Here is a 22300-nt window from a genome sequence, read left to right as displayed (position 1 = left end):
GGTTCAGTCCTTTTGGTCCATAAGGGCGCGGCCGCGCTGTACCACCACATCAAGGCCATCAAGCAGCCCATCGGCACCTGCATCGGAGGGTTTTTGCTGTGAAGGCAGTGCGTGGATCGCCTTGATCATCGCCTCAACGGTCATGCCGTCACGGCCATCGTCCAGCATTCGTACCAGCCCAAGCTCTTCTGCGCGGCTGGCCCTGATCCACTGCTCAAGCCGCGGCACCGTGCGCGGCACGATCACCGCGCGCTGGTCAAAGCTGAGCACTTCGCAAAATGTATTGTACCCGCCCATGCAGACGACACCCTGCGCGCCGGCAAAGAGCGCTTCGATCCGGCTGTCAAAGCCGGTGGCTGTGACGCGACCGCCCAAGGCCTCGACCCGCGCATCCATCGCATCCCGTATGTCGCCGGACAGGAACGGGCCGTAGACCAGCATGGCGTGCGGCCCCAGATCGGGATCGGCCTCGTAGGCATCTAGCACGAGCGATACCATCGCGGCCCCGTCGCCGCCGCCGCCAGGGGTGATCAGGATGTAAGGCTCATCCGGCACATCAGCGCTGTCGGTCATCGTGCGGCGCAGATAACCGGTGTAGTGCATGCGCGCGCGGGTCGAATCGCTCAGCGGTAGGCCCTTTGTCGGGTCATATACATCTTCTACACCGTAGACCCAGAACTCGTCGTAATAGGCTTCTGCCGCTTCAACGGCGCCTTTACGGGCCCATTCTGCGGCCAGCACTTCCGGTTCGTCCAGCACATCACGGAGGCCCAGAACAATGCGGCAGTGGCCTTGTTCCTGAAGCCATTCAAGCGTGGTCAAAAGCTCTCCGCGAAAGCCCGTGGGTTCCTTGTCCACGATCAACAGATCGGGGCGGTACTGCTCAACCGCTGACTGTATGAGGCCTGCGCGCAGGTTGGTTGTTGCGTCGATGTCCAGCCCGAGGGTCGAGCTGACATAAGACCCGTCAGGTAGTTTGGTCACACCGGGCAGGCGGATATGGTCGACCCGCTCGGGGAAGGTAAATCGCCCTGCAACGGGTGACCCTGTGAGAATGATCGCGGACGCTGAAGGATCACCGGCAGTCAGCGCAGTTGCCAAGGCACGCGAACGGCGCAAATGGCCCAGCCCGAATGTGTCGTGGCTATACAGCATAACACGGCGCGAAGGGGCGCGGGCGTTGGCTTCGGCGATGGCGTTTTGCGGCATAGGATTTCTTTCTGTCGTCACCGGCAAGCTCACAACCTCAGGTCGCTACCTGTTTTGCCGAATATTCCCTTGATGTCGTACAGCACCGCGCCTTGTTTGCCGAAGGCACGCACAGCATCGCTGCCCAGCTCGACATACTCGCGGTGGCCGACAGCGACGATGATCGCGTCATATGCGCCTTGCTCTGGCGTCTCGACCGTGGTCAGGCGATGCTCTGTGTGCAGGCGCTTTGCCCCGACCCAAGGATCGTGCACCACGGCCTCCACAGCATACTCGCCCAGCTCAGCCACAATATCCGCGACGCGGGTGTTGCGGGTATCTTCGCAGTTTTCCTTGAAGGTATAACCAAGGATCAACACCCGCGCTCCGCGCACGCCGATGTTCTTTTTCAGCATCGCCTTGATAAGGGTCTGCGCCACATGCGCGCCCATGGCGTCGTTGATGCGGCGGCCGGCAAGGATGACTTCAGGGTGATAACCCAGCTGCTCGGCGCGGTAGGTGAGGTAATAGGGATCAACGCCGATGCAGTGCCCACCGACAAGGCCGGGCCGGAAAGGCAGGAAGTTCCATTTTGTCCCCGCCGCCTCCAACACCTCAAGCGTATCAAGGCCGAGCCGCTCGAAGATAAGCGCAAATTCGTTGACCAGAGCGATGTTCAGATCGCGCTGTGTATTCTCGATCACCTTGGCCGCTTCTGCTGTGGCGATCGAGGAGGCGCGGTGTAGCCCTGCTTTCACCACCGGGGCATAGATCGCATCCACACGATCAAGAGTTTCGGCATCCTGTGCCGCGATGATCTTGATCACATTCTCCATCGAGTGTTCAGCATCACCGGGGTTCACCCGTTCGGGGCTATAAGCAAGCTTGATCTGCGCGCCTGCGGTCAGCCCGCTGCCAGCGGCAAGCGCGGGGCCGCAGACTTCTTCTGTCACGCCGGGGTAGACCGTGCTTTCCAGCACAACCAACGCGCCATCCGTCAGATGCGGTGCGATCGACGCACATGCGCCAAGGATAGGCCTCAGATCAGGTGCTTTGGCATCAGTGATGGGAGTCGGCACAGCAATGATGAAAGCGGTTCGGCCAGCCAAATCAGCAGGGTCGTGCGAAAAACGCGCTGTGCTGGCAGCAACTTTTTCACCCGCGATTTCGCCGTTAGGGTCGCGGCCTGCGCGCAAGGCGTCAACGACGGGGGCATGGATATCAAAGCCGAGCACGTCAAATCCTGCACGGGCCAGCGCCAGTGTCAGGGGCAGTCCCACATACCCCAGTCCCAAAACGGCGATACGGTCGGTGATTGGGGTCGCGGTCATACACAGGTCCTTGGGCAGCGCATCAGAGGGATGCAAACACCGCAGCCCTGTTTCGCTATGGCACGAAAGCCTAACGCTTGTAAAACATCATGAGGATCGGTGTCCCGCCCCAATTAAGCACACAACCTGTGCACTCCCCGGACAATTGCAATGCATGGCCCGAAGCCGTAGCGTCACAACAAAGTGAGCGCATAGCAATTGCGCGCTGTCGTAAGGGACAAAAAACTATGATGCATCGCCTGCTTTTGGCCGTCTTGGCGCTGATGTTTATTGCGCTTGCTCCTGTGTCAGAAGTTCAGGCTCAAAGTCTGGGGTCCTTGCTGAATACCAGCCCCTCTGCCAGTGAGGGCGCTGCGGACGAAACATTGGCCGACACATTGCGCAACGCAGCCCGTGATGGCGTGGGCATCATCGTGATCGATAGCAACGGCACCGTCATCACCCAAACTGAGCCAACCCCTGATCCGGTAGAAGGGATACCGGCAACGGCTGAGATGTCTGGATTGATGAAAGCGCAGGAGAACGCCGATCTGTTTCGGGACGCTCTGATCGACCGGCTCAGTCAGATGCCAGTTGCGGTGAACGAAGTGCTCTACATTCTGCGCGCGGCATCACCGGACGGCACGATCATGCTCTTCGTTAAAGTCCTGGGGATGAGCCTGATGCTTTTCGGGGTCGGTATCGTTGTCGAACGCGAGGTCTTCGGCAAGCGGATCGCAAAGCGCTTTGTCGTCAGCCGCGTGCTGGAGAACCCTACGGGCTATGCAGAAAAGATGCCGTTTCTGGTGTTTCGCTTTTTCATGGGTGTCATCGGCACCCTTGTTTCCATGGGTGTCGCCTATGTGATCGGGGTGATTTTCTTTCCGCCGCTGGTCGACAGCGCGATTCAGTTCACGGTCACTCTCATCAACATTGCCTATTTCTGTTGTCGCGTGACCGCAGGCCTCTGGCGCATGATACTTTCTCCGTACTTGGCGCAATACCGCATCCCCGCCTTTTCTGACCGCGACGCAACCCGTCTGCACCGCTGGATGTGGATGCTGGGCAGCTTTGACATCTGTGCCATCCTTTTTGGGATCTGGATCGGAGAGCTTGGGCTGAACTATGACGTCTACGCCCTTGTCGCCGCCATGCTGTCGGCGGTGGTTGTTTTGCTGAATGTGTTGCTGGTGTTGGTAAACCGCCGCGCCATTTCCAATGCACTGCGGCAGGGCAAGGACGTGTCCGAGGTCGGCATGTTGATCCGTGTCCTAAGCCGCGCTTGGGCACCCATTGTCATCATCTATGTGTTTTTTGCCTGGTTCGAATTAACCATCGATCTTGTCCTCGAAAAGCCAAGCTCGATTCCGTTGATCGCGGGTGCGTATGGTATTCTGATTTCGATCATCGTGGTTTACGGCGTGGTCAACTATCTGATCGAGCGGGGCTTTGCCCGTGCGCGGGTGGTTCGGCTGATGCGCGAAAAACAGGCCGAGTTCGAAGCATCCGAGCAGGCCCGCCTAGAAGTAGAAGCCCGCGCCCGCCGAGAATTGCGTGAAGAAGGCCTCGATCCCGATGCCCCTGTTGAAACGGGCTTAGAAGCCGACAGCGCCGCAGGCCCGCTCGCAGCACGGATTGAGCCCGCACACGTCATGAAGACCCCGACCCAAGCCGAGTTGACCCAAGCGGAGCATGATATGCTGTCGGCGAACCACGGCCAGCCAGTGCATGTGCTCAACAGTTTTGAGGCGCTTGCACGGCGGGTGGCCGGTATTCTGGCGTTTGTCGCCGGCGCCTATGCGTTTTTCTATATTTGGGACAACGATGGCGCGCGCATGGTGGAATCTGCGCTCGACCGGCTGCTGGACATTATCATCATCATCTTCATTGGCTACGTGGTTTACCATGGCTTCCGTATCTGGATCGACACCAAGATCGCCGAAGAAACCGATGACGAAGATGTAGAGGCAGAGTTAGGCGATGAAGGCAGCGCGGCCTCTTCTGCAACCCGTCTGGCAACGCTGCTACCGTTGTTCCGCAACTTCACGCTGATCGTTGTGGTGGTTACAATCATCCTGATCGTGCTGATGGAAATCGGCATTAATGTGAGCCCGCTGTTTGCCGGTGCTGGCATCGTGGGTGTCGCCGTGGGCTTTGGTTCTCAGGCGCTTGTGCGTGATATCTTTGCTGGTGCGTTTTTCCTGTTCGATGATGCGTTCCGCAAGGGCGAGTATCTGGATGTGGGCGGTGTCAAAGGCACGGTTGAGAAGATCTCGGTCCGGTCCTTCCAACTGCGCCATCACTTGGGCGCGCTGCACACCATTCCGTTTGGTGAATTGCAGGTCATGACCAACTACAGCCGTGATTGGGTCATCATGAAACTGCCTTTGCGGGTGACTTATGACACAGACGTCGAAAAGGTGCGCAAGCTGATCAAAAAGCTGGGCGTTGCTTTGCTGGATGATCCGGTAATCGGGCAGAACTTTATCCAGCCATTGAAATCGCAGGGCGTGATCGAGATGCAAGACAGCGCAATGATCATCCGGGTCAAGTTCATGACCAAGCCGGGCGATCAATGGTTGGTGCGTAAACGTGTCTACGAAGACATCCGCGCCCTGTTTGAGCGCGAAGGGATCAAGTTTGCCCACCGCGAAGTAACGGTCCGTCTGGCTGATGGCAAAGTCAAAGACCTGACAGAAGAACAAAAGCAAGAAGTGGCCGCTGCAGCCCATGCCTCAATTGAGGAATTGACCGAAGAGGCGGAGGGGGCGGACACTGCGGATGACCGTTAGTCCTTGATACTTGGTCGGCTCATTCTACTTATGCAAAGCAATGCTAGTTCCTTAGGAGACATCATGTCCGACTTTGCCATCTCTTCACGCCGCCAGTTTCTGATGACCACCGCCGCCGCCGGTGCAGTGACAATCCTTCCTTACGCAGCGTTTGCCGCAGCGCATGGCGGTGACACATTCGAGACGCCAGCAGGACCGATCACCATCGCGCCAGTGTCTCACGCTTCCTTTGTGGCTCAGACGCCCGTGGGCGTGATTTACGTGGATCCAGTCGGTGGCGCAGACCAGTATGCGGATTTCGATGCGCCTGATCTGGTGTTGATCACCCATGAACATGGCGACCACTACAATCAGGAAACGCTGGACGCGATCGTCGGCGAAGGCACACAGATCATAGCCAACCCTGCTGTTTTTGCGATGCTGCCTGAAGCGATGAAAGCACAGGCAAGTGCCGTTGAGAATGGCGCCGCCGCTCTGTTCAAAGAGCTGAGCATTGATGCGATCCCTGCCTATAATATAACCGAGGAACGCAAGAGTTTTCACCCGCAAGGGCGCGACAACGGATATGTGCTGAACTTTGAAGGTTTCCGCATGTATGTCTCGGGCGATACCGAGGACACGCCAGAGATGCGCGCGCTGCAGAATATTGATCTGGCGTTTGTCTGTATGAACCTGCCGTTCACCATGGACGCCAATGCGGCTGCCTCCGCGGTTGCGGCTTTCAAGCCAACATATGTCTATCCATACCACTACCGTGGCCGTGACAATGGCACACAGGATCCGGCCCAGTTTGCCAAGATGGTCGGCACGGAAGTCGAAGTGAAACTCGGCGGCTGGTACGCAGAAGGCTGATCGGCCTTTCGCGCTTTGCGGGATATTTTAAGCCAGAAGAAAAGGGCGCTGCAGAAATGCCGCGCCCTTTGTTATGTGCGGTAGGGGTCGAGCGAGGCGCGCAGGCCGTCACCAAGGAAGTTGAACGCCAGCACAACCACGATGATCGGCAGCATCGGGATGGCAGTCCATGGGTAAATTTCGATGCTGGCAAGGTTTTGAGCATCGTTGAGCATGACCCCCCAAGAGACAGCAGGGGCGCGCAGGCCGAGGCCCAGAAAGCTAAGGGCCGTTTCGCCCAAGATCATCGCCGGAATGGATAGCGTAGCACTGGCGATCAGGTGGCTCATGAAGTTGGGCAACAAGTGGCGGCGGATCACCCGCGCGGGCTTTGCGCCCATCATCTCAGCGGCGCGGACGTATTCTTCTTCGCGAAGGCTCAGGAATTTGGCGCGGACCGCACGGGCAAGGCCGGGCCAGTCAAGAATGCCAAGGATGATAGAAATGATGAAGAAGACCGATACCGGCCCCCAATTGGACGGCACCGCTGCGGAAAGCGCGAGCCATAGGGGCAACTCCGGTAAGGAGCGGAGGATTTCGATCACGCGGTTGATGAGCCAGTCGGTTTTGCCGCCGATATAGCCGGCGATGGCTCCGAAGAAGATGCCAAGAACAAAGCTGACTGTGATGCCGATGAGGCCCACGGTGAGAGATAGTTGTGCGCCGTAAAGGATGCGGCTGAAGACATCGCGGCCAAGGCGGTCAGATCCCCACAGGAATACGGTTGCGCCGCTGGGGGCACAAAATAGATGGGTGTCCGATGGGATGAGGCCTGCGATCTTGTAGTCGGAGCCTTCGCAGAAAAAGCGCAGCGGCATCGGCTTTGTCGTGTCTACGGTGTAGCGCCAGCGGTAGTTATCAAGATCCGCGACGGCCAACGTAGGGTACACATAGGGGCCGATGAATTCGCCTTCGTGCCACAGATTGATCTCTTGAGGTGGATGATAGAGATAGTCGGCGCTACGTTCATTAGCGGTGTAAGGCGCAACGAAGCCGGCCACTGGCAGGATCAGATAACACAAAAGCAAGAACAGGCCCGAGATCAGGCCAAGCTTGTGGCGCCGAAACTTGCGCCAAACCAGCACATAGCTGGGGGCATCAAATTCCGCACGTTCGGGCGCAGAAAGGTCTGCTTCGTCTGACCATGGGGCTGTGTCGACAAAACGGTTATCAGGTTGGATGCTCATGTGTCGCGCGCCCCCATTCGAATGCGGGGGTCCAGCAGCATCAGCAGCACGTCCGATATCATGGTGCCGATGAGCGTGAGCAGGGCCACAAACATCAGCACGAATGCCGCCAGAAACTGGTCTTGGGATTTAAGTGCGATGAGAAGGTATGGCCCGATGGTCTGCAAACCAAGTACCACCGAGACCAGTACCGAACCCGATACCATGGCAGGCAGCAGGTTGCCGATGTCGGCCACGAAGGGGTTGAACGCCATCCGCAGCGGATATTTACGCAGCATCGCAGCGGGCTTCATGCCTTTGGCGATAGCGGTTTCAACATAGGGTTTGCTTAGTTCATCCAGCATGTTTGCGCGCAGGCGTTGCATCATGGCTGCCGCACCGGATGTGCCAATCACGAAGGTGGGAACGATCAGGTGGACGAGGATGGATTTGACCTTGTCCAACGTCATCGGCTCGCCTTCAAATTCGGGCGCCATCAGTCCGCCGATGGGCAGGTCAAAGTACTTGTGACCGTAGTAGAACAGGATCAGCGCGAGCAGGAAGTTGGGTGTGGCAAGGCCAAGGTAGCCGACAAAGCCTGCTGTGTAGTCCACCCATGTTTCCGACTTTGCTGCGGCAAGAACCCCCAACGGCAATGCCACCATATAGACAAACAACACGGCTGCGAGGTTGACCAGCACTGTCAACCAAAGCGCATCGCCGACAATCTCGGCCACGGGGCGGTCAAATTCGAAAGACCAGCCGAAGTTACCATGGATCAGACCTGAAAAACCTTGCGGCCCCGGCATGAACCCGACCCAGATCATGTATTGCTCCCACACAGGCCGGTCGAGCGCGTATTCGGTGCGCAAGAACTCGGCCTTGGCCACACCTTCGGCCTGTCCGGTGGCGCGCAGCTCTGCGATCTGGTTGCTCAGATAATCGCCGGGCGGCAAATTGATGATTACAAACACGAGGATCGATACGATCCACAGGGTCAGCAGCATCGTCCCAAAACGGCGAATGGCATAGAGCAGTATTCTCATTGGCTAACCTGCATGAACGCATCTTCAAAATAAAACTCGTCAATCCGGTGAATGCCGAAATGCGCACCCGGATCATAGGCCCAAATGCCCATCTCCGGCACGTTGCGCAATTGGTCGGAGACGACAACGGGTTGGGGTGCGCCTGACAAAATCCCGATGCCGAATTGCTGTTGCGCGTGGATGTCCAGCATCTCGGCCCAGATTGCGGTACGTTCATCCGCGTCGTTGGTGTGGGCCCAGTCATATTCCAACTGCAACAACCGCTTGGGCGCCTCCATGTCCGGTGCTTCGCCGGTTTGGCCCCTCGTTTGATAGTATTGACCCCACTTCGGCCAAGCAAAGAAATCCTGCTGGGTGGGTGCGAGGTATTTGGGTGATGTCTCGGCGCGGGGCAGGCCGTTGTCCCAGCCGTACCAGACAGCGGCCATGCCTGTCCCTGCATAGATGCGGCTACGTAGAATGTCGCGGTCTAGCGGGCGCATAATCAGGCGTATTCCAAGCTCGCGCCACGTGTCCGTGATGATGGTGAGTGCGTTTTCTTCTTCCTGTCGCTCACCTGCGGTCTCAATCACGAACTCCATTGGGCGGCCATCGGGCAACAGGCGCAGCCCGTTTGGGGCACGCTCGGTTAAACCCATCTGATCAAGCAGCACATTGGCATAGTCGATGTCCAGGCGCGACCAAGCGGCCAGATTGGCTGAATCGTAAAGTGGGCTGCGGTCCAAAGCGGTCATCCCGCCTTCGTTGGCCAAACCGAAATAAAGAGCGCGGTTGATCATGCGGCGGTCAATGCCAAGGCTTAGCGCACGACGGAAACGAACGTCGCGCATGACCTTGCGCCATACCGGATCGGCGAAGTTCAGATTGGGATAAATAGCGATCTGGCTTGCTGCACCATTTTGCCAAAGGAAGGTGCGGTAATTGCCGCCGTCTACCTGACCTTTTTTGAGAATGGCCACATCGCGGAAACCTAACCCGCGGGCCTGCAAGTCTACTTGCCCGGCGTTCGACTTGGCCGCGATCAGACCGTCACCCACAACTGTCATTTCGACTACGTCAATGTAGGGCAACTGTGTGCCGACAGTGTCGATACGGTGGAAGTAGGGATTGCGTACAAAGACATTGCGCGAGGATGCGTCACCTGAGGCGTTCATCCATGGCTGCAACGTAGGTTGGTCGGGGTTGTCGAACTTGTACATGTTGTCGCGCTTGTTATGGAGCGCGGCCCAACTTCGTACGCGAGCGTCTGCGATTTGTTCTTTCAGAAACTCGGGATCAGCGAAATCGATGTGGAATTGTTTAAGATAGTGCGCCGGTCTGTAGATGAATGGCGGGCTAGCTTGAGCCAGAAGCGGCAGGAAATTCGAGTTTGGCGTTTCCCACTCAAACACAACCGTAAGCGGATCAGGGAAGCTTACCGTCCCAACTTTGCCATCAACGGTCATCCAGTCGGGCAGGCCAGACGGCGATATCTCGTCGTTGTTGGCGACATTGTTCCACCAATAGGCAAAATCGTCCGACGTGAACGGGGTGCCGTCCGACCAACGGTGGCCAGCACGCAGATGCAGGGTAAATCGGCGCTCTCCTTCGATCTCAACATTGCGCAGGATGTCGGGTTGAAGGGTGTAATCTGGTGCAAACCCCACCAGACGCGCATAGCCATAAACAACCATCTGACGGATGTCCTTGCTGCGCGAAACAAGCGTACGCAAGGTGCCTCCCTGCTTCCCAAGAGAGCGGCCCTTGGCCTCCAAATCCACGACCAGCGGTTCTGTCGGGATGCGCATTGCAGCGGGGGGCATGTCACCGCTTCGAACTTCGCTTGCCCAGAAACTACTTTCTTGCACAGGTATTGTTTGTGCAAGGGCAGGGGCCGCCAGCAGCACCGCCGCTGCACACCATGAGATCAATCTACGCATGACAGCGTACCTTATGTCCGGGTTCCAACTCTCGCAGTATCGGCGCGTCTTGCCCCTCAAAGCGGTACATTTCCGGCCAACCTTCGGGGCTGCCGGCACCTTTTGCCACCAAGTCAAGGTCGATGGGGCGGTTGATGTCCGGCTCTGGCTGGGCGGCAATCAGAGCTTTTGTATAGGGGTGTTGCGGGTTGTAAAACAGCGTGTCGGGGGAGGCCTGCTCAACAATTACACCTGCGCGCATCACGGCTACCTCATCCGCGATCCGCGCCACTACGGCCAGATCGTGGCTGATAAACAGATAACTGAGGCCGACACGGTCGCGGATATCCTCAAGTAGGCCAAGAATTTGGTCCTGCACCGAAACGTCCAACGCCGAAGTCGGCTCGTCACAGACAAGCAGTTGCGGATCGAGCGTAAGCGCGCGTGCAATGGACAGGCGTTGGCGTTGGCCACCGGAAAACGCATGCGGGAAACGGGGCAGCATATCGGGGCTAAGCCCGACCAAGCGGATCATCTCGGCGGCCTTTTCGCGCCGTTCTTCTGCGGTGCCGATGCCGTGAATTTCGGCAGGCTCAGTCAATGCATCCTGTACACGCATGCGCGGGGAAAGAGATGAATAGGGATCCTGAAAAACCATTTGCGCATCACGTTGGAAGCTGCTGCGCTGGGCGGAAGTCATGTCGTGAACATTCATCGGCACTTCGCCATTACGGGCGGAAAACAACACTTCCCCACCTGGGTCGGGCCGGATGGCCCCTAACGCGACCCGCGCGCAGGTTGTCTTGCCAGAGCCGCTTTCGCCCACCACTGCCAAGGTCTTGCCGCGCGGCAACTGCAAATCCACATCTCGGCAGGCGGTGATAATACGTGGCGCGCGCCAGCCGCCGGCCCGTAGAGTAAAGGTTTTTGTGACCCCGCGAATATCCAGAATAAGATCACTTTGCGGCGCGGCACGCTTGGGCGCGGCCACTTCAGGGATGATCGGGGCGGCGGCGAAAAGCTTTTTGGTATAGCCGTGCGCGGGGGAGCCTAGCACCTGCTCGGCACTACCGGACTCCATCACCCGGCCCTTGTTCATGACCACAACGTTGTCGGCCATATTGGCGACAACGCCCAAATCGTGGGTCACAAGGATCACGGCCATGCCTGTCTCGGCTTGAAGGTCTTTGATCAACCCCAGCACCTGCGCTTGCGTCGTCACATCCAAGGCTGTCGTCGGTTCATCCGCGATCAGCAGATCGGGTTTCGAAATCATTGCCATGGCGATCATCGCCCGTTGGCGCATGCCGCCAGACATCTCGAACGGATAGCTGCTCCATGCCCGTTCAGGATCGGGGAAGCCTACACGCTCGAACTTGGCAAGCACTTGTTTTTTTGCCTCGGCCTTACTGATGCGCCGGTGCAGGTGCAACACTTCGGCCACCTGATTGCCCAGCTTGTGTAGCGGCGAGAGGGAGCGCATCGGCTCCTGAAAAATCATAGAGATGCGATCACCGCGCAGGCTGCGCAACTCTCGCTTTGGCACGGTGAGAAGGTCGCAACTTGTCTCGTCATGTTCATACCGAATTATGCCGCCGCGCAACTGGGCGCCTGCAGGCAGAATGCGCAGCACAGCGCGACAGGTCAGCGTCTTGCCCGAACCGCTTTCGCCGACCAACGCCAGCGTTTCGCCGGCATCGATGGAAAAGCTGACGCCGTCAACAACAGGCGCGGCTTTGCCGAAACCGATAGTTAGTGCTTTCACATCCAGAAGCGGCATTAGTGATCCTTGTCCATTAAATTAGTGATCCTTGTCCATTAAAATGAGTGAACCTCATTAATTCGACGCCGTCCAGCGCTGTTCCCGTAAGGTAAGGCAGTTGCACGTGAGCCGCGTGGTCAAAGCGCCGCTGGCGCAAAATTCACTGGCGGGCTTTTAGCAGGGCCATCAGCGCAGCATCCCGCTGCCGCTCCAGGGTTGCAATGTCGCGTCCTGCGGCCTCTTCCATCACTCCATCGACAAGCGCACTGCACACGTCCGGCGTCAGCGAAGGCGCCCCGAGCGACGCCCAGCGGCGTTCCTGACTGGGGCCGAGATGCGCCAGATAACCGGCCATCCCGCCTTCACCGCCGCCTAAATGATAGGCCATATGCGCCCCGATCACGGACCAACGAAGGCCCGGGCCATTGACCAGCGCCGCGTCAATGGCTGCAACGTCCGCAATCCCCTCGGCCACCATATGGACAGCCTCGCGCCAAAGCGCGGATGACAGGCGGTTTGCGATATGGCCGGTTGCATCCTTATTCATCCGCACCGGCGCGCGACCCGCGGCGCGGTAGATCGCTTCGGCCCGATCCAGCCGCTCTGCGTCAATGCCAAAGGTCTCAACCAGCGGGACAAGATGAGGTGGATTAAAGGGGTGCGCCGTAATCAGGCAGTCAGGATTGGACAATCCGGGGGCAAGCTCGGACCACGTCAGCGCTGACGTGGAGGAGGCAAGGATCGCGTTCGACGCCAACAACGGCTCAATGCGGGCGTATAGGGCGTGCTTGAGCCCAAGGTTCTCAGGCGCGTTCTCCTGAACAAGAACAGCGCCATCTAGGACCTCGTCGAGTTTATTGTGGCAAGAGACTGTGCCACTGCGCACAGACTGCGGCTCAAGCTCCTGCAACTGGGCCGAGGGGCCAGCCATCCGTTCCGCCAGTTTATCGAGTGCTGTTGGCTCTGGATCCCAGACGCGCACCGTAGCCCCGTGATGTACGAAAAGTGCTGCCCAACAAGCGCCGATCAGGCCTGCGCCCAAGATCGCTATAGGCGTGTCTTTCAAGTCGGCTGTCATCGCATCATCCCATTGGTACTATGGGAGCATGGCCGCATTCGCGTGCCATATCAACACGCGACCCGACAAATGTCAGGCGCGTGGATAACCGCCGGGTAGCCTGAAAAATGAAATCACCCTCTTCGAGATCGTCTTCGGAGAAAACCGTCAGGTTGTAGACATCGCCACTGTCTAGATCAAAGCTGAGCGTACTCTGCCCGTCGCCTGGCCTAAGTGCTTCCAAAAGATCAAGAAGATCGGCAAAGTAATAAGATAATTCGGTTGCGCCGATCCGGTCTGCATCGCCGTTGGCGCCGAAATATTCGATCGTCAATGATCCAGAAGTGGCATCAAGGCCGAACACATCATCGCCGTTGCCGCCGTCCGCGAGGGTGTCGTTTCCCGCGCCGCCAAAGAGCGTGTCGTCCCCGCCAAGCCTCGAAATCACATCCGCTCCCGCGCCGCCGGTGAGCGCCTCGTTTGAAGAGCCGCCAGTGATGATGCTGTCAGGATTGATGCCATTGGCTGAGTTAAGCTGCTCTTCACAGTTAACGATTAGCGAGTTTACTTCGCCGATCAGCGGTGTCGTGCCGGATTCTGCTATGAGGGCAGATGTCAAAAATCGTCTTGAGGCACCTCGCCTTGGCCTTCAGCCAAAAGCACGCCGTCTTTTTCTAACGTCATCATGCCCGTTGCCGACACTGCAATCGTCCAAGTGGCGGTTTCGCCCTCAACAATCGCTTCGTCGGCTGTGATGGAATAGATGATACCCCCACAAGAAGCTCGAATTGAATGTCACCAATCCTGCCGATCTGCCCTAGCCAGAAGCTGTCCTGCCCTGCCAGGTCACCTAAATCGACAACACGTTGACCTACTGCGCCAGTCAGGTCGTCGAACCGGACGGCTCCAGACAGCGCAAATGCGCCCTAGTTGGATGGAATGTTGATAATTGGCAACGGTCACGCTCACAAACAGAGGATCACTACCTCACTTAGACCACTACCTTTTTACCAGAACGCACCCGCCGAAATTGCCATTTTTAATGGGGGCTTGCAGTTTTTTAGGCTTTTCAGGGCTTTGTTGGTCTCCGCTGGCCTCTGGCGCAATTCTAATTATGGAGCAACTGAGTGCATAGCTGCGAGATTTAGCCAATTGTTTCCACTCACCAACTGCAATGAATGCTTCGATTCCAGGATGTAACGCGTTCGCATGGCTGATAAAGCGGACTGGAAGATACCCCCTGTGTGAGGCTGTGAGCCGCTCGGATCAGATCGAATTGAAGGACGTCATCAATGCTACATGCTTTGTTCATCGGGTCGCTGGTGATGATTGTTTTGCTTGCTGTCTCTATCGTGATATTTGCCGTAGCCGCGCGGATGCTGCGGTGGCTGGATGAAACACATGCCTTTGGATATGCCCGTATGCCGCTTGCATATGATCTGGGTATCGCGGCGATGTGGATACTTTTCGCGCTAACCTGTTCGGTCTGGGGTTGGGCGTTTTTGTATATGGCGCTGGGGCTTTTCGACAGTCTTGAGCCTGCGATCTATTTCGCGATCGCTACATTCACGACGGTGGGCTACGGCGATATTGTGCTGGGCGCCGACTGGCGCCTGCTTGCCGGTTTAACAGCCGCCCATGGGTTGCTTACTTTTGGCCTTTTCACCGCATTTCTTGTTGAAATCTTCGACTTTCCAACCCGAAATCGGCGTAGCTGAGCGCGGCCGGATCGACCGCGCCAGTTCTCTATTTCTGGATCGACTCGAGATAATCCAAGAGATCGCTGAAGTCAGCCTCAAGCACTTCACCGTCCGCACCGCCATTTGGATAAACGTGTCTGAGGCCAACTTGCGCAAACTCGGGCATCGCCGCGTCAGGGTCGTCTTTCTCTAGCAGGCCCATCACAAAGCGGCGGACAAATTCGCGCGGGAATGCGCCATCATTGCGTGCGCTCAATCCGGTCAAATCCGGCGGCGGAACGCCGAGCCCTAGAGATTCCGCGCCCGCGCCTTCGCCGTTCGTGCCGTGACATTGGGAACACTCTTTCGCAAATATCACCTGTCCGCGTTTGGCCGCGTGCTTTGTGTCGATGGAGGCCTGCGTGCAGGCTGACAACAAGATGGCGCAAAGGCCACCGGTGAGGATCGAGCGGGCATGCATGTGACTTATGTTCTCCGTTGTCTGGCCGGGCGAGTGTTCGCCATACTTTGTTAGCCTATAGTTATCATGAGGATTAGCATAGGGTGAGCCGTAGTTGTTTGATCTTTATCAAGGTTCATGCGAAATCTAGACACTAGACTGCGTGTGCGTCCTTGTGGGCCATAACGAGTGCACGAACATCACCTGACCCATCCGGCCCAAGCCCAGCACCTGGGAAAGAGTCGCGAAACGGTCTTTCACGGAGCCTTTGATGCGAACTCCCTATGGCAGTGCTGCATGAGCGTGCCCGAATCTTTGCAAGATAAACCGGTCAGCGTCACGTGGGGCGATGGCACAATGGTGCTGTCGGGCCGCTTGCTTATTGACACGGTAGAGCAGTTGATTGCCCGAAATCCGTCGCCAGAGGTGGGCGAATTGACGGACATTGATATCAGCGCGCTGAGCCAGCTGGACACGGCAGGCGCGTGGTTTCTGGTGGATCGGCAAAAGACCGCTGCTGGCCTTGGTCGCGAGGTGGCAATCACCGGAGCAAATGATGCGCAGGAGCAGATGATAGATACTGTGCGGCAGAACATGCCACCTGAAGATTCCGACGCCGCCAAACCGAGCAGCCTCAGCGATCATCTTGAGGCATACGGCCGCAAAGTGGTGGGCGGCTTGCGCATGACGGCAGAGCTTGTCTCGTTTCTGGGGCAGGTCATCGCAACTTTGGGCGTCATCATCCGCCACCCAAGTCGGTTGCGCCTGACGTCTGTCGTGCACCACTGCCAAGAGATCGGCGTGAACGCGGTGCCCATCGTGGCGTTGATGGCGTTTCTGATCGGCGTGGTTCTGGCCTTTCAGGGTTCTGCCCAGTTGCGCCAGTTCGGCGCAGAGGTGTTTGTGGTCGATCTGATCGCTATTTCCATCCTGCGAGAGCTTGGCATCTTGCTCACGGCTATCATCGTGGCGGGCCGATCCGGCTCTGCTTTCACTGCCGCCATTGGGTCGATGAAAATGCGCGAAGAGATCGACGCCATGCGCACGCTTGGCCTTGATCCGGTAACGATCCTGGTTGTTCCACGGGTTCTGGCGCTGATTTTGATGCTGCCGGCGTTGGGGTTTATCGCAGATATCTCGGGATTGATCGGCGGCGCGTTGATGTCGTGGATCGAACTGGGCGTCTCTCCGGCTGTGTTCCAGACGCGACTGGTCAGCAATACGGATGTTTGGCACTTTGGTGTCGGCATGATCAAGGCGCCTTTCTTTGCGCTGATCATTGGCATCATCGGGTGCTATGAAGGCATGAAGGTCGGCGGCAACGCAGAGTCTTTGGGTCGTTTGACCTCTGCTTCGGTCGTCTTGTCCATTTTCATGGTCATCGTGATGGACGCACTATTTTCGGTCTTTTTTGCCGTGGTGGGGGTGTGACGATGACGGAGCAAGACCCCATCATTCGCGTGCGCAATCTGGTGACGCGCTTTGGCAGACATACGGTGCACGACGGTCTGGACCTGGATGTGCGCCGTGGTGAAATCATCGGTGTGGTTGGCGGCTCTGGCACCGGAAAATCGGTTCTGTTGCGTGCCATCGTCGGGCTGCTTGAACCGAACGAGGGCCAGATCGAGGTTTTCGGCGAAAGCGTGCGCTCAACGTCTGAGGCGCAGTATCGCGCGCTGCGCCGCCGTTGGGGCGTGATGTTTCAGGACGGCGCGCTGTTTTCCTCGCTCACAGTGCGCCAGAACGTCGAAGCGCCCATGCGCGAACAGCTCGACCTTTCTGACGATATTCGCGAAACTCTTGCCGGCATCAAAGTCCGGATGGTCGGCTTGCCGGAAAATGCGATGATGAAATACCCCTCGGAGTTGTCGGGCGGCATGCGAAAACGCGCCGGTTTTGCCCGCGCCATCGCGATGGACCCCGAGATTGTGTTTTTGGACGAGCCGACAGCAGGGCTTGACCCGATTGGCGCCGCGGCCTTCGATATCCTGATCAAACAGTTGCAGGCCGCCCTTGGGCTGACCGTGTTTCTGGTGACGCATGATCTGGACAGCCTGCACGCCATATGTGACAGGGTTGCGGTGCTGGCGGATAAAAAGGTTTTGGCGGTGGGCACTATGGACGAAATGCTGCGTGTTGATCACCCTTGGGTGCATGAATACTTTCACGGCCCTCGCGCCCGTGCCGCGCTTTCTTCGTCGGCCAAAAAGGAAGGGGTTGCCTGATGGAAACCCGTGCAAACTATATTCTCATCGGCGTGTTCACGCTTTTGGCCATTTTGGGCACGCTGGGCTTTTTCGTCTGGCTGGCCAGTGTGCAGGTGAACAAGCAATACCAAAGCTACGGCATCTTGTTCGAGGATGTCTCGGGCCTTGATGCGTCTGGAGATGTTTTTTTTAACGGTATTTCGGTGGGCCGCGTCATGGGCTTAAGCATCGACAATAACGATCCCTCCAAAGTGTTCACCTCCATCGAGATCGAAGCGGACGTCCCCGTGAGCTCTGATACCGTAGCGCAGTTGCAGTCCCAAGGGGTGACCGGTGTCGCCTATATCTCGCTTTCAGGCGGGACGCCGCAGGCGGCACCGCTGGTGGCAAACGCAGACGGATGGATGATCATCCCGTCAAAGCGCTCAACAGTGCAGACTTTGGTGCAGGACGCGCCTGATTTGCTGATCGAGGCGACGAAGCTGATGGAGCAGTTCCAGAAACTGGCAGGGCCGGAAAATCAGGAATATGTGACCAACATTTTGCGCAATCTGGACGCGTCCTCGGGACGGCTGGATCAGGCGATCAACGATTTCTCCGATATTACCGGCACCGTTCGTGATGCTACAACCCAGATCACCCTGTTTACTGATCGGCTGGATGCGATCGGTGCGTCTGTATCCGCCACGCTGGAGCAAGCCGATAGCACGTTGGCCACAGCATCCGGCGCGTTCGAGACGGCGGACAAGGCGCTTGCAGGTTCGGTCGGTGCCATTGCCAGTGCGGAAGGGACGTTTGATCAGGCGCGTCAACTTCTGAACGAAGACGTGCCGCGTATTCTTGCGCAACTCTCGGATGCGGCCACATTGACTAATTCCGCCATTGCCGACCTGCAGGCGCGCTCCGGCGCAACGCTTGACGGGTTTTCGGAGACAGCGACGCTGCTTAACGCGCGCTTGTCAGAGTTGGAGCAAATTCTGACCGAAGCGAGCACCGCCTTTGTGGCTGTGACAGAAGCGTCAGATGGATTTGACCAGCTTGTAGAGGGCGACGGTACCGCGATGGTCGCTGAGGCGCGGCTTGTCCTTGATGACGCCAAGCGTGCGATTACAGCGATTGAAGAGGTTGTGCTGAACGATGTCCCCGTCATCAAGACCGACATCCGCGCAGGCGTCGCGCGCGCCAACAAGGCGGTCGAGGACGTAGCCGCGAACCTTACCAATGCAACCGGCCAATTGGATCCAATGGCGGAAGCGGCGCAGGAGGCTATCGCCTCTGCCAATGCGCTGTTCGGCAGGGCGCAAAGCAGTCTTGCAATCCTTGATACTACACTGACGACCGCGCAAGGCACGCTTGGCTCGGCGCAGACCAGCTTTGACGCGGCGACCGATGTGCTGGATACCGACCTTGGACCGATGGTGACGGACATTCGTAAGGCGTCCGACCAGATCAGTCAGGCGGTCACTGAAATGACCCGCGACATGCCTGCCATTACCGCAGAATTACGCGCACTGATCGCCCGTAGCGATGCAGTGGTCCGTCAGATTCAGGGCGCAGTCGCCCAATCCACACCAGCGGTGGACGATTTTGCCACCCGCGGTCTGCCCGAACTCACCCGTCTTGCCGCAGATGCCCGTACCCTCGTGAAGACGCTTTCCGATATCACTCGCAAGATCGACCGTGACCCGGCAAGGTTTATCCTTGATGGCCGCGTGCCCGAATACAGGAGATAGAGATATGAATTATCCAAGCCGCAGAGCGATGCTGCTCGGCAGTATGTGTGCCCTTGGCGGGTGTAGCACACTGTCCTCTCTTAACGCGGCCGCAACACCGCTAGATACTTATGATCTGCTTCCTGTATCGGGATCGAAGAAAGGCGCGCGCAGCGCACGGACGCTTCTGGTCGCTCAACCGCAGGCCTCTGCCGCGCTGACCAGCGACCGGATCATGATCAAGCCCGCGCCGGCTTCCATCACCTATTTGCCTGATGCCCGCTGGAGCGACGAGGTGCCTGCAGTGGTGCGGTCGCTTCTGATCCGCAGCATTTCCGAGACGGGCCGCATCGCCTATGTCGGGCGTAGTGATGCCGGCCCCATTCCCGACAAGGCATTGCTGACGCGCATTGACGCGTTCGAAGTGAACCAGCTGGCCGATACCAGCTTAGAGGCGCGCGTGGATATCAACCTTACCGTCGTCAATGACGCCGACCAGCGCATCGTTGCTTCGCGCAGCTTCACGCAAACCGCCGCTGTGGCAGGCGACACGCCGACGCAGATCGTGGAAATCTTTCAGCGTGTGATGAATGTGCTGCTGCCCGAGATGGCTGATTGGGCGATCCGGCAGGTCTGATATATTGCCGCCGTTTGTGCGGTTGGGATGGCTAGTTTCGCCTGTTAGGCTGCAATTGTCAGCCTGTCCCCTTGACTTCGTAGCCTGCGCGCGGTGTAGCTGCGCGCGATATATTTCTATGCTTGTGGCCGTGGTCACAGAGCATTCACCGCCACAAGAGGAATCGTCATGCACGCTTATCGAAGCCAGACCTGCGCTGAATTGAACGCCAAGGATGTGGGCACTAATGTCCGTCTGTCGGGGTGGGTCCATCGCGTGCGCGATCACGGCGGTATTCTGTTCATCGACCTGCGCGACCACTATGGCATCACACAGCTTATCTGCGATCCGGACTCTGCTGCTTTTGCTGAGGTCGAAAAGGTCCGCTCGGAATGGTGCATCCGCATTGACGGCGAAGTCAAAGCCCGCGCGCCAGAACTGGTGAATGCGAACATCCCCACAGGTCAGGTCGAAGTCTTCATCCGCGAGATCGAAGTGTTGGGCCAAGTGCATGGCGATCTGCCTTTGCAGGTGTTCGGCGAACAGGAATATCCCGAAGAGACGCGCCTGCGCTATCGCTACCTCGATCTGCGCCGCGAGAAGATGCAGCGCAACATGATCCTGCGCTCTGACGTTGTCAGCTCGATCCGTAAGCGCATGTGGGATAAAAGTTTTAAAGAATTCCAGACACCGATCATCACCGCATCTAGCCCTGAAGGCGCGCGTGACTTTCTGGTGCCGTCGCGTCTGCATCCGGGCAAATTCTACGCCCTGCCGCAGGCGCCCCAGCAGTTCAAACAGCTGCTCATGGTGTCCGGCTTTGACAAATACTTCCAGATTGCGCCGTGCTTCCGTGACGAAGACCCGCGCGCCGACCGCTCGCCCACGGATTTCTACCAGCTCGACCTTGAGATGTCCTTTGTTGAGCAGCAGGACGTGTTCGACACAATCCAGCCCGTTCTGACAGGTATCTTCGAGGAATTCGGCGGTGGCCGTCCTGTCGATCAGGAATGGCCGCAGATTTCCTACAAGGACGCGGCGCTTTGGTATGGCTCGGACAAGCCCGATCTGCGTAACCCGATCAAGATGCAGGTGGTTTCCGAGCATTTCGCAGACTCCGGTTTTGCCATCTTCGCCAAACTGCTTGAACAGGAAGGCACCCAAATCCGTGTCATTCCGGCACCCAAAGGCGGCAGCCGCAAGTTCTGTGACCGCATGAATGCTTTCGCGCAAAAAGAAGGTCTGCCCGGTATGGGCTACATCTTCTGGCGCGATCAGGGCGAGGGCATGGAAGCTGCTGGACCACTGGCCAAAAACATCGGGCCAGAGCGTACAGAGGCGATCCGCGAGCAATTGGGCCTGGGTGTCGGCGATGCGGCCTTCTTCCTTGGCGGTAAGCCAAAGGCGTTTGAAGCTGTGGCGGGACGCGCGCGAAACGTCATTGGCGAAGAACTGGGCCTGACTGACAAAGAGCGTTTCGCCTTCGCATGGATCGTGGACTTCCCGATCTACGAGAAGGACGAGACAACTGGCAAGATCGATTTCGAACACAACCCGTTCTCCATGCCACAAGGCGGCATGGAAGCGCTGCATGGTGATCCGCTGCAGGTGTTGGGCTATCAGTACGATCTGGCCTGTAACGGCTATGAGCTGGTGTCAGGTGCGATCCGTAACCACCGTCCCGAGATCATGTTCAAAGCATTCGAGATCGCTGGCTATGGCGAGGACGAGGTGCGCAAGCGCTTTGGCGGTATGGTTAACGCATTCCAATACGGCGCTCCTCCCCACGGTGGTTGCGCGGCCGGTATCGACCGGATCGTGATGCTGCTGGCGGAAGAAAACAACATCCGTGAAGTCATCCTTTTCCCGATGAACCAGCGCGCCGAAGATGTGATGATGAATGCGCCGAACGATCCGATGCCGGACCAGCTGATGGAGCTGGGCCTGCGCGTGATCCCGCAGGACTAATACTATAAAGCGCCGCAGGAGACTGCGGCGCTTTTTCTTTACTGACTAGTCTTCGAGACTATCTTCTCTCTTTTTGGCAATCAGGCCACGCTCTTCTTTTTTACGGGCCTCGAACTCCTTTCCAAAACCTTCGTTGTGCTCTTTGCCGATCACCTTTTTGGCGCGCTCGAACACTTCGGATTCTTCTTCCATATGGTGCTCGTAATCGTGCTTGAGCGTCTTGAAACGGGTAAGCCACCCCGAAGAGGACATATCGGTCTCATTCAGCTCCTCCATCAGGTCATCGAGCTGCTGGTGCTCATGCACAGAGTGGCGCGCGGCGTCTTGGCCCCAGGTCTCTGAAATCAGCTTTGAATAAAATGTTTCTTCTTCAGCGGCAGCGTGGAATTTCACGTCTTCGTAAAAAGCATCCCATGCCTCGCGGCGATCGGAGCTGTCGCCGCTTGTCTGCTCGATTTTATCAAGCAAAGCGCGATGGGAGTCGTGATCTTCTTTGATGGCGTCATAGATAGATGGCATGATTGGTCTCCTTCGGGATATTGCTTGGC

The 22300-nt window shown here is 57.6% G+C and carries 18 protein-coding genes; 8 read left to right on the top strand and 10 right to left on the bottom strand.

From position 1 onward, the window contains the following. Positions 1-3: 3 nt before the first annotated feature. Positions 4-1209, bottom strand: a complete 1206-nt coding sequence (locus V7730_RS12405; protein WP_335747911.1) for a glycosyltransferase family protein — start codon at positions 1207-1209, stop codon at positions 4-6. A 29-nt stretch (positions 1210-1238) separates the two neighbouring features. After that, positions 1239-2519: a nucleotide sugar dehydrogenase gene (locus V7730_RS12400; RefSeq protein ID WP_335747910.1), complete on the bottom strand. Its 1281-nt coding sequence runs from the start codon at positions 2517-2519 to the stop codon at positions 1239-1241. A 227-nt stretch (positions 2520-2746) separates the two neighbouring features. On the opposite strand from V7730_RS12400, the gene V7730_RS12395 reads away from it, so the two are divergent. Both V7730_RS12395 and V7730_RS12390 read left to right on the top strand, forming a co-directional pair. Next, entirely contained in the window at positions 2747-5290 is a 2544-nt protein-coding gene (locus V7730_RS12395; protein WP_335747909.1) for a mechanosensitive ion channel family protein, read from the top strand. Positions 5291-5353: 63 nt separating this feature from the next. Further along, on the top strand, positions 5354-6142 hold the full coding sequence (locus V7730_RS12390) for an MBL fold metallo-hydrolase (protein WP_335747908.1): 789 nt from the start codon (positions 5354-5356) through the stop codon (positions 6140-6142). A 71-nt stretch (positions 6143-6213) separates the two neighbouring features. On the opposite strand, the gene V7730_RS12385 is transcribed toward V7730_RS12390, so the two are convergent. From V7730_RS12385 to V7730_RS12360, 6 genes are all read right to left on the bottom strand, one after another. After that, complete coding sequence (locus tag V7730_RS12385) at positions 6214-7368, bottom strand: ABC transporter permease (RefSeq protein ID WP_335747907.1); 1155 nt, start codon at positions 7366-7368, stop codon at positions 6214-6216. After that, entirely contained in the window at positions 7365-8393 is a 1029-nt protein-coding gene (locus V7730_RS12380; protein ID WP_335747906.1) for an ABC transporter permease, read from the bottom strand. The genes V7730_RS12385 and V7730_RS12380 overlap by 4 nt, the downstream gene beginning before the upstream one ends. Next, complete coding sequence (locus V7730_RS12375; RefSeq protein ID WP_335747905.1) at positions 8390-10312, bottom strand: ABC transporter substrate-binding protein; 1923 nt, start codon at positions 10310-10312, stop codon at positions 8390-8392. The genes V7730_RS12380 and V7730_RS12375 overlap by 4 nt, the downstream gene beginning before the upstream one ends. After that, positions 10305-12071: an ABC transporter ATP-binding protein gene (locus V7730_RS12370; RefSeq protein ID WP_335747904.1), complete on the bottom strand. Its 1767-nt coding sequence runs from the start codon at positions 12069-12071 to the stop codon at positions 10305-10307. Before V7730_RS12370 ends, V7730_RS12375 begins: the two co-directional genes overlap by 8 nt. A gap of 142 nt (positions 12072-12213) precedes the next feature. Continuing rightward, positions 12214-13131, bottom strand: coding sequence for a 3-hydroxyacyl-CoA dehydrogenase NAD-binding domain-containing protein (locus V7730_RS12365; RefSeq protein WP_335747903.1), 918 nt, complete (start codon positions 13129-13131; stop codon positions 12214-12216). Positions 13132-13135: 4 nt separating this feature from the next. Continuing rightward, positions 13136-13729 carry a hypothetical protein gene (locus V7730_RS12360; protein ID WP_335747902.1) on the bottom strand — a complete coding sequence of 198 codons (594 nt, stop codon included), beginning with the start codon at positions 13727-13729 and terminating at the stop codon, positions 13136-13138. A 673-nt stretch (positions 13730-14402) separates the two neighbouring features. On the opposite strand from V7730_RS12360, the gene V7730_RS12355 reads away from it, so the two are divergent. Continuing rightward, the gene (locus V7730_RS12355) at positions 14403-14828 is read left to right on the top strand and encodes an ion channel (RefSeq protein WP_335747901.1); all 426 of its coding nucleotides are present in this window, start codon (positions 14403-14405) and stop codon (positions 14826-14828) included. A gap of 28 nt (positions 14829-14856) precedes the next feature. Here the strand turns inward: V7730_RS12355 and V7730_RS12350 are convergent, their stop codons facing one another. Continuing rightward, positions 14857-15270: a c-type cytochrome gene (locus V7730_RS12350; protein WP_335747900.1), complete on the bottom strand. Its 414-nt coding sequence runs from the start codon at positions 15268-15270 to the stop codon at positions 14857-14859. 336 nt (positions 15271-15606) lie between these two features. Between V7730_RS12350 and V7730_RS12345 the strand changes: the two genes are divergently transcribed. The 5 genes from V7730_RS12345 (at position 15607) to aspS (ending at position 21752) form a co-directional block, all read left to right on the top strand. Further along, positions 15607-16680: an ABC transporter permease gene (locus V7730_RS12345; RefSeq protein WP_443070218.1), complete on the top strand. Its 1074-nt coding sequence runs from the start codon at positions 15607-15609 to the stop codon at positions 16678-16680. A gap of 2 nt (positions 16681-16682) precedes the next feature. Beyond that, a complete protein-coding gene (locus V7730_RS12340; RefSeq protein ID WP_335747898.1) occupies positions 16683-17474 on the top strand; it encodes an ABC transporter ATP-binding protein in 792 nt (263 codons plus the stop codon). Then, the gene (locus tag V7730_RS12335) at positions 17474-19189 is read left to right on the top strand and encodes an MlaD family protein (RefSeq protein ID WP_335747897.1); all 1716 of its coding nucleotides are present in this window, start codon (positions 17474-17476) and stop codon (positions 19187-19189) included. Before V7730_RS12340 ends, V7730_RS12335 begins: the two co-directional genes overlap by 1 nt. A 4-nt stretch (positions 19190-19193) precedes the next feature. After that, a complete protein-coding gene (locus V7730_RS12330; protein WP_335747896.1) occupies positions 19194-19805 on the top strand; it encodes an ABC-type transport auxiliary lipoprotein family protein in 612 nt (203 codons plus the stop codon). Positions 19806-19973: 168 nt separating this feature from the next. Further along, positions 19974-21752, top strand: coding sequence for an aspartate--tRNA ligase (gene aspS / locus V7730_RS12325; protein ID WP_335747895.1), 1779 nt, complete (start codon positions 19974-19976; stop codon positions 21750-21752). Between the two features lie 45 nt (positions 21753-21797). On the opposite strand, the gene V7730_RS12320 is transcribed toward aspS, so the two are convergent. Then, complete coding sequence (locus V7730_RS12320; protein ID WP_335747894.1) at positions 21798-22271, bottom strand: hemerythrin domain-containing protein; 474 nt, start codon at positions 22269-22271, stop codon at positions 21798-21800. Positions 22272-22300: the final 29 nt, after the last annotated feature.

This window comes from Sulfitobacter sp. (assembly GCF_036961165.1).
Lineage (GTDB): Bacteria > Pseudomonadota > Alphaproteobacteria > Rhodobacterales > Rhodobacteraceae > Sulfitobacter.
This window is presented reverse-complemented; position numbering and strand designations above follow the sequence as displayed.